The 13,561-nt window shown below is 43.0% G+C and carries 4 protein-coding genes; 1 reads left to right on the top strand and 3 read right to left on the bottom strand.

Going from position 1 to position 13,561, the window contains the following annotated elements:
- Nucleotides 1-112 precede the first annotated feature (112 nt).
- The gene (locus HYU69_09840) at nucleotides 113-2,584 is read right to left on the bottom strand and encodes a hypothetical protein (protein MBI2270639.1); all 2,472 of its coding nucleotides are present in this window, start codon (nucleotides 2,582-2,584) and stop codon (nucleotides 113-115) included.
- A 174-nt stretch (nucleotides 2,585-2,758) separates the two neighbouring features.
- On the opposite strand from HYU69_09840, the gene HYU69_09845 reads away from it, so the two are divergent.
- Nucleotides 2,759-4,324, top strand: a complete 1,566-nt coding sequence (locus HYU69_09845; protein MBI2270640.1) for a hypothetical protein — start codon at nucleotides 2,759-2,761, stop codon at nucleotides 4,322-4,324.
- 21 nt (nucleotides 4,325-4,345) lie between these two features.
- Here the strand turns inward: HYU69_09845 and HYU69_09850 are convergent, their stop codons facing one another.
- Both HYU69_09850 and HYU69_09855 read right to left on the bottom strand, forming a co-directional pair.
- A complete protein-coding gene (locus HYU69_09850; GenBank protein MBI2270641.1) occupies nucleotides 4,346-8,728 on the bottom strand; it encodes an SBBP repeat-containing protein in 4,383 nt (1,460 codons plus the stop codon).
- Nucleotides 8,729-8,748: 20 nt separating this feature from the next.
- Nucleotides 8,749-13,530: an SBBP repeat-containing protein gene (locus HYU69_09855; GenBank protein MBI2270642.1), complete on the bottom strand. Its 4,782-nt coding sequence runs from the start codon at nucleotides 13,528-13,530 to the stop codon at nucleotides 8,749-8,751.
- Nucleotides 13,531-13,561 lie beyond the last annotated feature (31 nt).

The following is a 13,561-nucleotide window of genomic DNA, read 5'->3' on the forward strand; positions in this document are numbered from 1 at the left end:
ATTTGTTTTTTTTAGATTTGTTTTGTGAAAGAGGTTATCCGGGCTTTCACCATTCGGGTGGGGGAGCACGCAGATAACCTCTTTGTTTATTTTAGACGTAGCATTCAGAATATTATTCAATAATTAATTTTTTGTTCGCCCTCATTCCGCTTTCACGTGAAATGACAGAAAGAACATAAACTCCTTTACTCAGATCTGTTACGACAATACGTTCGGTGAACTTTCCTGAACGCTCCCCGACACTATTTATAAATACTTGTTGTCCGGAAATACTGAACAACTCAAAGGTGTACTGCGTTTTTTCCAGAGAAAACATCTCCAGGATTATTTCATTCAGCTCCGGATGAATATATGTTTTTAGGATAGCAAGGTTTTCCTGTTGTAAATTGCTTATGCCCGTAGTGGTGGTTGAGAAGGGGTTTGATTCAGTGGAGCATCCGTCCGCATTGGTTACAACTACTTTATATGTGCCCTGTGTCGTATATGTATAAGATTGTGAATTAGCTCCGGGGATCAGGTTCCCGTTCAGGTACCATTCATAGATCAATACATCAACATTAGTAGAAGTAAGCACATTGCCGCTTTTAGTAATTACTGGTTTTGGCGGGCCCTGGTAGACTGTGATCGAAACAGTTGAATTGGCAGTACATCCGTTTGTACCGGTGACAGTTACGGTATAAGTGATATCGCTGGTCGGACTTGCATCCGGGTTCGGGATAGTGGTTGAGCTCAGCCCGGTTGGAGGCGACCAGGAATAAGTGCCTCCGCCGCTGGCTTGCATGGGAACAAGGTCTCCGCTGCACATTGCCGCGCCGGAACCCGCGTTCGCGTTTGGTGTTGGTTTTACGTTAACTATTACCATGTCGGTACCTGTACCGGTACAGCCATTGGCGCTTGCAGAAACACTTACTGTATAAGTAGTGGTTACAGTAGGGCTGGCAACAGGGTTAGCGATTGTAGTCGAACTTAATCCTGTTGCTGGTGACCATGAATAACTTGTTCCTCCGCTTGCAGTTAATGTAGCGCTTGCTCCGGGGCAAAAAGAAACATCACTTCCGGCATTTGCAGTAATGGCTGGCGCGGGTTTAATTGTGACGCTGACCTGATCGCTGTTGCTGCAGCCATTGACATCTTTAACCACAACAGTATAGGTAGTGGATGAACCCGGACTTGCAACAGGATTCGAAATACTAGTTGAGCTAAGTCCGGTAGCAGGAGACCAGGAATAAGTAGTGCCTCCGCTTGCAGATAACGTTGAGCTTAATCCCGCGCAAAAAGAAACGTCAGACCCTGCATTGGCAATTACCGGTGATGGGGTTATTGTAACTGTTATGGTTTTACTGCTTGCACAACCGGGCATTTTGCTTGCAGTAACTGTATAAGTGGTGGTTGTGGATGGAGAAGCAATAACACTTGTTCCGGTTGTAGTATTTAACCCTGTTGCAGGAGACCATAAATAGTTATCGGCAGCTCCGCTCACGCTAAGTGTTGATGAAGCGCCAAGGCATATTGATACATTGGATGAAACGGTAATCGTTGGCGCTGTGCAGGTCCAATGAGCGAGCCCAACAGGTGTTCCAACCCATAAGCTGCCATCCTTGTCAATCGCCACAGCATTTATTTGGTTACTGGGCAGGCCAGGCGTATTGCTCATTTTATATGTTTTCCATTTGGTTCCATCGAATTTTATTAATCCACTGTCCGCGCTGGCAAACCATATAACTCCATTTACTTTATCAAAAGCCATTGAGTATATCTGGCTGCTTGGAACGGGACCGCCTTTTGACATGTGTTTGTATATTGTCCAGGTTGAACCATTGCATTTTCCAACATACGGAGAAGATCCGGTCCCAAATAAAGTGCCTTGTGATGTTACCCATATATTCCCGGAACTATCCCGGCCCATCGAGTTTGTGTAATCACCAGGGATTACAGAGTTGCCTGAATTATATTGTGTCCATGTGGCGTTTCCGTCAAACTTACGTACACCGCTGTCCCAACCGCCTGACCATATATCTCCTGAATTATCGACAGCAGCGGCGTTCATTTTGGCGCCACCCATCGCGGGAGCACTTGTGCTGTTATAAACTGTATAGCTAAAAGTAGGGCTGCTGCGTTTTATGCGGAATAAACCTGCATGTGAAGGTGCCCAAATATTTCCTTTTTTATCGATCGCAAGTTGTTGGATGTACGCATTACCTTCGAGTGCGCTTGAAGTAATTGTGGTGCCGCTTAGTTTTCCAATTCCTGCAGGACTTCCGAACCATATATTTCCCAGGCTGTCAATTGCAATTGAAGCGACATTGGTTGTAGGAAATGAAGGGGTGTTATTCATATTCCATACAGTCCAGGTGCTGCCGGTAAATTTACACAGGCCTGCATTAAAGTTCGCCATTTGGGTGGCTCCTATCCATTTGTTCCCGGCGGCATCAATGGCAATTGCTGTTATACCATTAACAGGGAGACCTGAGTTACCTGTATTATACAATGTCCATTGCGCATTGGCCTGTATGACGATCATGCCAATGAATACTAAGATCAATATGACTTTAGTGCTTTTTAGTGATTGTAATTTTGTTTTCATATGTATATGGATTTTAGTGTTCGGGTTATTGTGTTTCTTGTTATATAAATTTGAGACAAAACAAGGCGCAAGTCAAACCAATAATTTTAAATTGTTTCATTTCAAGATATTATCCATTCTAATTATATTAGCTTTTTTGCTATTTTTTGGCTATTTTCATAAAAATATTGTTTCATGTCATATCTGAGTTCCGACGACCTTTTTACACTTATTAAAAGACTAAGCCAATCAGAAAAGAGGCATTTTAAGATTTATGCCTCCAGACATGTAATTGGCGGGGAAAATAATTATGTCAGACTTTTTGACGCGATCGACTCACAAAAGGATTATAATGAAGAGGAATTGCTCAAGACAGAAAAGTATATCAGGCAATTGCCTTTACTCAAAACGAGATTATACAAGATCATATTAAAATGCCTCGAAGGTTTTACCGGCGATATAAAATATGAACTGCGTAGTATGTTGAACCAGGCCGGTTTTTTATATCAAAAGGGATTATTCAGGCAATATTTTAAATTATTGGACAAAGCCTATCAAATTGCTTTAAAGCACGATTTGTATAGTTACATAGCCGAGATAGCTTTATTAAAGATTTCAGGGATGGGTAGATCTGGAATAATAGATATTCATGATCTGCAAGAACTATGGGATGATGAGAAACGGGCCACAGATAATTTAATGAACCTGACAACATACAAAAAGATATCCAGGGAGTTTGAATTTTACTGGAATGATGCAGGCATGCGGCATCCGGATAAACAAAGGTTGACCGGCATAACCAGGTTAATGGCATCTCCATTTCTACGAGATGAAAGCAAAGCGATCAATGTAGCAGCAAAAAGGATATTCCATATTATTCATGAAAATTACAATCAGGCAATTGATAATTGGGAGCAGGCATATTTACATGGAAAAAAAAGAATAGAATTACTTGACTCGAATCCATACCTGGTTGCGGGTGATCCCAATTTATATTTAGCTTCTATGCGTAATATATTAGTTCAATGTTCGGTTTTAAAAAAATATAAGGAAGCAGAAAAATATCTGGATGACATACAAACTGCTGCTGAAAAATACAATTTTAAGCCCGATGAGCGTGGCAGGGCTTTGATCTTTTTAGGTGTTTATGAGTTTGAAATAGATAGGATTTTATTCCTTGGTGAGTTTGCCAAAGGCTGTACAATGATACCTGAGATCGAAAGGAAATTGATTGAACATGAAGAAACAATTTCAGAAGGACATCGGGCACATTTTTATTTATGGATCGTAACACTTTATTTTGGGGATAAACAATTCAGAAAATCTTTGAAATATCTCAATCAGATTTTGTCTCAATTCAAAGCAATTCAGCAAACAGCAGATAACGATATTTATTGCACGGCTCTTATTATGTCAATTATTGTTCGATATGAATTAAAGGATTTTGAAACACTTCCGTACATTTTACGAGCCATATACCGTCACTTACGAAAAAAGGAACGGCTATTTAAATTTGAAAGCATAGTCCTCGATTTCATCCGTAAAAAATTACCTGCTTTAAATACTTCCAAAGAATTGATAGCTGCATTTGAAATTTTAAAAGGGGCTATGGAAAAAGCCATGAGAGATCCGGATGAACCAAGACCATTGGTTTATGTCGATTACGTTTGCTGGATCGATAGCAAAATAGATAACAGGTCTTATGCTGAGGTTGTAAAAGAGGAGGCGAATAAAATAATGAAAGTAAGGACTTCGCTCTAGGTGATGTTAACCATGGTGCTGCTACGGTGCTATCAGGTTAATATTTATACTGCATCCATTCTTGTCTTTGATATTTATGTTATACGTACCCGGGCAAAGATGATTCTGATACCGGTTGGTGTATCCGCTTGGCCAGGAGTAGGAGTAAGGGCCTATGCCGCCGTTTGCTGTTACCAATATCCATCCCTTACAACCGCACCCGGCACAGGTAGCGGAACCTTTGGTAAATTGTCCTACTAATGGAGCGGGTGAAATAATATTGGTGGTTGTAGTGGCCGTGCATCCTTTCGCATCATTCACCGTTACGGTATAATTGCCTGCAGCGAGGCTTGTGGCTGTTTGAGAAGTTTGTCCGGTGTTCCAAACATAAATATAAGGAGAAGTGCCGCCTCCGGGGCTTGCAAGGGCAGTTCCATTCGTCCCTCCACTGCAGGTTATATTGGTTGGTGTAACGGTTAAGTTAACAGCAGGATTAACAGTTACTACCGCCGTTGAACTGGCAGTTGCACCTGTATTATCAGTCAGGGTTACCGTATACGTTGTGGTAATAACAGGACATGGATTTATATTTTGTGTGATAGCACCATTGCTCCAGGAATAATTGTAAGGTGCTGTCCCGCCTGAACCTGTCGATGTTACCGTAGTGCAAACACCTGCGCATGTTGTATTACCGGTAGCAGTTACCGTGGGTGAAGCAGAGCAGTTAATTACCTGGATGGTTGTTGACACATTATCATAACAGCTTGCATTCTCGACCGAATGAATGACAGTATAATTCCCCGCCGTTAAAAATGTATAGGAAAAATCAGTAGTGGTACCGGATACAATAGATGTGGAATTTTGAGAAATAGTCCAGCTGTAGGTACCCGTTGTTGTACCTGTATTGGTAAAAATTACTGGGCTTCCGACGCAAACAACTCCGGCAGGTGATTGTGCAAATGTTGCAGTTACCGCATTTTGTGCTGTGGCCGTTACGCTACAAGTTTGAATGCCGGAACATCCATTGGCATCAGCAATGGTTACGGTATAAGTACCGGTTACCAAAGGCCCATCCCCTGCAGATCCGGAAGTTGTAATAGTTTTCCCCGTACTAAAAGTGAAGGCGTAAGGGGCGGTACCTCCTGCCGCAGCTATACTTACATTGGCACCTTTGCCGCATGTTGAATTGTAGGGCGTTACAGTATAGCTTAAGGGCGCCATAGCTGTAACAGGCACTGCTTGTGTTGAAACGCAGCCATTAGCATCAGTTACAGAAACAATATAATTGCCAACTCCAAGCCCGGTTGCAGTGGTTCCCGTTTGTCCGCCGGCAGCTGCACCCCAATTATATGCGTAGGGTACAGTACCACCGCTTGCACTTATTGTTGCAGTACCGGTATTTTTACAGGCCGATGTTTGAGTAAAACCGGAGAAATTAGCTATTAAGGATGTTGATTGGGTAATAATAAAACTCTGCTGATAGGTACAGCCGCTCGCGTCTTTAATTGTAACAATATAATTGCCGGAAGTGAGACCGGTAATTCCCGCGCCTGTTTTTCCATTGTTCCATATATAATTATAGGGAGACGTTCCTCCTGTTGGGAAAACAGTTGCTGTACCATTACTTCCTCCATTACAGGAAACATTTGTTTGCGTACCTGTGGCCGATAAATTCCCAACAGGGGCGGTAATCGTAAAGTAGGCCGTATCCCTGTTACATACATCATCCGTTACTTCCACCCAATAAGAGCCTGGACATAATCCACCACCGGTATTTGATGTGCTATTGGTGTTTAATACCTGAGTGCCATTGCTCCATATATAGTTATAAGGCGCTACACTGCACGTTGCACTTATGCCTACGGTGGCAGTACCATTACACAAGCAACTGCCCGCATTCACCTGGCTTTGTGTAAAGCTGGGAGGTGGGTCGGGAATGAACTTTAGTATATAGCCCTGAGTATAACCCCCATTGAATGAAGCTGCTCCAAAGGACCTGTTATTGAAAAAAGCTCCCCCACCTGGATCTACAAAGGGTAAGCCGGTATTGGTTCCGGATGCATACTCCCAGAACACTCCTACAACAAAAAGGTTATTGTAAGGATCTACTGCCAGCGCACCCCTAAAGTCATTACCTGTAGAGCCAATGAAAGTAGCCCATAATAATTTTCCTGTTCTGCTGCTAAATTTAGTAACGATAACATCTCCGGGAAGTTCTTCGGAATGTTTCCATCCATAACCCCCTCCCCAGGTGTTATCGCAATAAGAGCCGCAGCCAGGATTATAGATCGTTATATCAGCCGATTCGGTGCGGAATGCAAGATATAAGTTACCGCAATTATCAAATTCTATTTCATCGCATACCATATTTAGTTCATCTTCATCCACTCCTGCATTTGGAGCGGTCGGTATTCCGCTTCCTCCATAATAGGTTGACCAGGTAAGCGCACAGGAAGAGTTGAACCGGGTAATAAACATGTCAAATAACCCCGATAATGTTGCATCGTAATAAGCTGTACCCCAGGTCTGGGTTGGGAAATTCACTGAAGTTGTCGAACTCGTTACATAAATATTGTTGTTCAGGTCAAGTCCGATCAACGAAATGCCCGGCGTATCACGTCCCGCTTCCGCACCGCTTCCGCCAAGGAATGTGGACCATTGAAGCTGTCCTGTAGCAGTAAACTTTGCAACATATGCGTCGTACTTACCTCCGTTATAAGAGTTATCATTGTATGCACCTCCCAGTGATTGTGTAGGGAAATTGCCCGAACCAGTTGGCCCGGTAACATAAATGTTTCCGGAAGGATCGGTTGTTAAACTGGTTACCCAATCATCCGAGCTTCCTCCCAAATAAGTTGACCATAGAAGCTGGCCTGTATTATCAAACCCGGCTATATATGCATCATCCGCACCATTGTAAGTATTATCGAAATAAGCAGCGCCCCATGCCTTGGTAGGAAAATCGGTAGAAGTTGTCCATCCGGCTATGTAAATATTTCCGTTCGGGGCAATATTTATTGATGTACCATTATCCCAGTTGCTTCCTCCGAAATGTGTTGCCCATATAAGGGTGCCGGTATTTGAAAAACGGAGAATAATAGCATCCGCTCCAATTCCAAATGATCCGGCAGGATTATACGTTGGATTATAATAAGCTGATCCCCATGCCTGGGTGGGAATAGCTGCATGGGTAGCACCTGTAATATATATATTGTTAGCCTTATCAATAGTTAGAAAATTGGGAGAAGTAGTATTGCTGGCAGCACCATAATAAGTACTCCAGGTAAGCACGCCTTTGTTTGTAAATCTGGCAATAAACAGTTGTTTCATAGCCGCACTATAGTATGCGCTTCCCCAGGGCATAAGAGGAAGGCTGCCCACTGTTTGCCCGGAAACATATACATATCCATTTGCATCGCAATCCACCGTCACGGGATTTACGGATGATCCATTACCACCGCTCATGTCGTAAAAATATGTTCCCCACCAAAGTTGTGGATCAATAACCAGGGTTTTGGAATTATCATAATCGTCAAGCGAAAAAGAAATCTCGGATTCCTGCTCCTTTGGTTCGCCGGAAGCAAATGTTCGTATAAATTTTGCAGGGATGTTTTCCCGGCTTTTATCCATATAGCACATCGGCGTATTTTCAGTAAGTGTTCCTAAATGTGTTCTAATATTTATGTTGCCTTCTGTGTCGATGTCCAGGTCCTTTTCCGAACGGTACAATAATTTTATTTGTTTGGGGTTAGCGCCCGGGTGAACAACGAAATCATATTTAAAACCTTTGCTGTCCGAATTGTACAATACCCAATCAATGCCGGGATAAATTTCTTTGATCGTTATTTTTTTGTAAGTATGTACGCCAAGAATACCTTCAGCAGCCTCCTGCTCGGTATAATAATTGCCCGTCCAGACGGACGCGCCTTCTGTGATTACATTTTCCTTTTTTATGCTGGCACCCGTTAAGTTCATGTCAATTCGTAAGCATTCATATCTAATCTGCTCGCGCATTTTTTTCAAAAGTTCGTGCTCAATAAAATTGTCAAAATTATTTTCTTCCTCTTCCCTTCCCGAATTCTTCTCAGGCAATGTGTCCGGCTTTATAAACATATACGAAAGTCCTTTTTCGGTAACATACATATTCACCCCGGGCGCTTCTGTTTTAAAAAGGATAAAAGGTGTGGGCTTGCCCTCACTATCCATCATCTGCCCTTTGTTTTCCAGAAAGCCTGGTTGCTGCTGGGCCGATATCCATTGCTGTGCCTGTGCTTTCAGCTTGGGATCAGTGACTTTTTTAAGTCCATCTTCTTTCGCTTGCTTTCCTTGATCAGCTGTTCCTCCAAGGAATGGAGATTGCGAATACATGTTACCGGAGATAAGCAGTGCAGCTATGAAAAAGCGGAACATTTTTATAATAATCATTTGGATAAACATCATTTTGCTCACGGCGCACTTACCGTTATATTTATACTACATCCATTCTTGTCTTTAATGTTTATTGTATATGAACCCGGACAAAGATTATTCTTATACCTCTTACTATAACTGTCCGGCCAGGAATAAGAATATGGACTTGTGCCACCGGCTGCATTTACCATTATCCATTCTTTGCAGCCACAACCAGTGCAACTGGCGGTACCTTTGGTAAATTGTCCAACTAACGGCGGTGATACAATTACTGTGGCAGTGGTTGTCGCTGTTTTTCCCCCGGCATCTGTTACAGTTAAAGTATAAGTAGTGGTTAAGGCCGGACAGGGGTTTATGTTTTGAGTTGAGCTGCCATTGCTCCATGCATAAACATAGGGAGTTGTGCCTCCGACAGGATTGGATGTCACTGCAGCGCAGGAGCCCGAGCATATTGAAGAGCTTGTAGCAGTTACGGTTGGCGCTGCTGAACAGTTAATTACATTTATCGTGTCTCTGGCAACGTCACCGCATGTTGCGTTGCTGACAGTGTGGTTAACAATATAATTGCCTGCAGTTAAAAAAGTATAAGAAAAATTGGATGAACTACCACTGACAATTGGAGGATTGTTAATAGTCCAGCTATAGGTTGCTCCGGGAAATGTTGTTCCTGTATAATTTACGGTAGTACCTGTGCAAACAGTTCCGGCCGGTGGAGTTTTTGTAAATGCAGCCAATGGGCCAACTGTTACAGCAACAGTAGCGCTGTTTGTGGCCCCGGTAGCATCCGTTACCGTTACTGCATAGGTGCCATTACTTACAGGACAAGGAAATATTTTTTGTGTGGTAGCCCCGGTATTCCAGAGATATGAATAAGGAACTGTGCCGCCCGTCACTGCTGCTGTAATGCTTTTGCTGCAGTCCCCTCTTGGAATACATGAGCCTCCAACAATTCCTACTCCCGGTTTACCGGCAGGGCAATTTACCGCAACAACGGTATCTATTGTTTCGGCCAGGCATCCGTTCTGAACAGTTTTATGGCTGACTATGTATGTACCAGGATTGTTAAAGGTAGCACTGAAATTATTGGTATTTGAGGAACCAAAGCCATAAATCAGCCAGCTTCCCCCGGATAGTCCGCTGGTATTAGTAAATGTTACAGAAGTTCCAACACAAACAGTTTTAGCAGGGGATATTGTAAATGATGAAGGCGGGGGCGGGCCCTGGGGTACATTCACGCTGGTTGATGCAGTGCATCCATTTCCATCAAATACAGTAACAGTATATGTTCCCGCTTTTAACCCGGTAAGTGTACCTGTTGATCCTGCTCCCGGCAATCCTGAGCTCCATGAATACTGGTATCCGCCTGGCGCTCCGGATGGTGACACAGTCGCGCTTCCAATACCTCCCGAAGTACAGTTATTGGGTACAGAACTTGTTGGTAATGCAAGGGAAGGATTGGTTCCCACAGTAACTGCAGTTGTTGCCGTACATCCGCTTAAATCTGTAACAGTTACTGTATATGTTCCTGTTGTTAAATTGGTAATAAGAGAATTGGTGCCTCCTGTATTCCATAAATACATATAGGGAGGTGTACCATCCATAGGAACAATACCTGTATACCCATCGGATTTTCCGGGACAAACATTCCTGCCTGAAACAGACAAGGTTATTGTTACCGGGGTTGGTGCAGGCACATTAGCCACCTGTGTACCAGTACAACCTTTGCTGTCCGTTACCGTTACAGTATAATTACCTGCAGTAAGATTTTTGGCTATCGCCGTTGTTTGTCCATTATCCCATAAATAAGTATAGGGAGCTATGCCGCCGCTTGGTGTTGCCGTTGCAATACCTTTATTGCTTCCGTTGCAGGTAGAATTGTCGGCGGTAGTACTTACACTTACTGTCGGTAAAATAATAACAGTTGTACTTGCGGTGCTTGTGTTTCCAACAGCGTCTGTTACCGTTACGGTATAGGTTGTATTTACCAAAGGACAGCTTGAAATATTTTGTGTTAATGCCCCGGTATTCCAACTATAATTATATGGTGCAGTTCCATTGCTGCCCGTAGCAGATACAGTGGAACACTTTCCCGGGCAGGTTCCCGGTGCAGCGGCTGCAACCGTAATACCACAGGGTGTCACATTAATATAAGAAGTTTTTGTAAGGCTGTCTTTTTTACACTGTGTAGTAAGCACCAATTTAACAGAATAGTTTCCGGCAGCAGGATAAGTAACTGATGGGTTCAACTCCGTAGAAGTAGCGGGACTTCCACCTGTAAAGGTCCACTCGAATTTGTATCCGGTAGTGTCGCATGTGTTGTTTACTGAAGGTGTATATGTAACAGGCTTGTTAACACATACGTTGGTAGCGCTCGCCGTATAGCCCAAACCAAGCACCTTGGCTTCGCATAAATTAATGCAGAATTTATCCATAAAGGCATCCATTCCTCCGCCGCCATGTATAGTCTGAAATGCACCGGCTGTTACCGGGTATTGACCCTGGGTGTATCCGGTAATATATAAGTCGTTTGCAAAAATAGCCATGTTGTTAGCCCCGGTATTTTCATATTCATCTTCCTGGGGCCCTCCTATGTATGTTCCACAACTACGGATTCCATTGGTATTAAACTTCACAATATAAAAATCTTCCACACCGGCAAAATTGGGCTGATAAGCACAGGAGAGACTCCCGGGATAAGTTCCTCCATTCATGTCTTCCCATTCCCAGCACACATAGCTATTCCCGGCAGCATCTATGGCAAAGCCATTCAAACATTCATCATTATTGCCTCCCACATATGTGGCCCACACACGGGCGTAGGAAGAATTGAATTTAATAAGAGCAACATCACCATAGCTGGTGCCGCCACCACCACCACCGTATGCAGGTTGGTAAGCTCCCGGAGTTGAAATATTAGTTGTAGAAGCAGTACTAATACACAAAATAACATTACCTGAAGCATCAACCGCAACCCCGCTTCCAGTACCACCATCATTAGCCGGCCCTCCATAACAGGTCGACCATAATGGAAAACCTGTGGCGGGATTTAGTTTGATAAGAAATGCATCATATGGAAAACTTGCGCCCCCGAAACCAACTTGTACAAAAGCCCCGCCAGGATTAACCAGGGGGAAATCAGTGGAAGTTGTATTACCACAAGCAAAAATATTATTGGTCTGATCGACGCATATTCCATAGCCCCCATCCGACCCGCTTCCTCCATAGTATGTGGCCCATTGTCTTATCCCTTTATTGTTAAACTTTACAATAAAGGCATCTGAAAAGTTGTTTAATGCCGCTTGGTAAGGATTTTTGGTTGGGAAATTGGTAGAGGATGTATACCCCGTAAAAATTACGTTATTTGCTGCATCTGTAATTATATCATATCCGCCATCGGCCTGCGAACCGCCGTAATAAGTAGACCATACCAAAAGTCCGACCGGAGAAAACTTTGAAATATAGGCATCTCCATTCCCGCCTGCCGCCTGCGTATACGATGTTGGAAACCATGTCTTAGCCGGAAAATCAGTGGATTTGGTGGATCCTGTTATATAAATATCGTTGTTTTTGTCAGCAGTAATACTCATACCGAATTGGCTTTCAACTAAACTCCCTCCAATATAAGTTCCGAAAATACGTGCACCATTCGGATCGAATTTTACCACATACGCATCCCCTTGCCCTTTATAAAAGTTTTGATAGGCTCCTGCATTTACAGGAAAATTCATGGAATACACAAGTCCGTTAAAAACAGGATTGCCGGCAGCATCTGTAGCTGCTCCAACACCTCTTTCTTCGCCACTTCCCCCATAATAGGTGTTCCAGGTAGCAGGGTCAATGATCAAAGGGTAGTCAGGGTTGTAAAGTCCCAATTGGAAAGTAGTTTCATAGATATGAGATGTGAGATGTGAAGTTTGAGACTCATGTCTCGCATCTAATTTATATTTTGCTTTTACATCTATTACTTTTCCATCAATTACCTGGTAGACTTTTGGTATGGATTCGTAAAATTCATTTATACTGGTTCTTATTCTTAATTTTCCATTTTTAATTATTAATTTTTCTGCGCCGGTCCACCGCAGTTTTATCTGATTGGGGTCTGCATGCGGGTTTACGATCAGATCATATTTAGTCCCTTTTTCACTGCCACCATAGTATTGTATGTCAATATTGTTGTAAATATTTTTGTACGTGATCTTATTATATTGTCGTACATCAGTTACTCCCTGCGGGCAATGCGGGTAATAGTAATTGAGGGATCCTACGGCCGCATCTTCCTCCTTCACTGACACTTCGACTCCGCTCAGTGTGCCAGTTCCGGAGGACACGTCCTCAATGGTTTGCATAGAGCTGTTTGCGCCCACAAAATCCATATCAACGCGATGCACTTTCAGGATTTGCTTTTGGTTAAGCTCTTCTTCTTTTTGTTGTTTGTTTTGAGCAGTTATTTGTCCGGATATTTCCAATTCTTCCAGTTGCTCTTTTACTTCATTCATTACTTTAATCAAATTGCTAAATACATAGCTCAAACCTGTCTTTCGCAGGTATATGTCACTTCCCTTGGTCGAACTTTTGTATAATATATCAGGACGAAGATGGTTATCGATATCAATTATCTGGCCTTTGTTTTGAGTAAATAACATACCGGCTCCCCCATGCGGGGCAGCAGGGTTGCCAGGTACTTTCCGGGTAAATTGTGTTCGATCTTTTTCACCGGGAGTTCGCTTGTCATTGCCGGCTAAGGAAACCGACGGCAGCAGCCATACAGCAATTTGCAGTTGCAAAATTGGAATGAACGATCTGCCGGTTAATCTCATGGTATTTTGTATAGGTTTAAATCAATCAGAT

The sequence above is a fragment of the Bacteroidota bacterium genome, assembly GCA_016183775.1.
GTDB lineage: Bacteria > Bacteroidota > Bacteroidia > JABDFU01 > JABDFU01 > JABDFU01.

What these genes read in the sequence shown, in the direction of transcription:
- HYU69_09845 (MBI2270640.1), top strand. Translation starts at nt 2,759, where the DNA reads ATGTCATATCTGAGTTCCGACGACCTTTTTACACTTATTAAAAGACTA.
- HYU69_09840 (MBI2270639.1), bottom strand. Translation starts at nt 2,584, where the DNA reads ATGAAAACAAAATTACAATCACTAAAAAGCACTAAAGTCATATTGATC.
- HYU69_09850 (MBI2270641.1), bottom strand. Translation starts at nt 8,728, where the DNA reads ATGATTATTATAAAAATGTTCCGCTTTTTCATAGCTGCACTGCTTATC.
- HYU69_09855 (MBI2270642.1), bottom strand. Translation starts at nt 13,530, where the DNA reads ATGAGATTAACCGGCAGATCGTTCATTCCAATTTTGCAACTGCAAATT.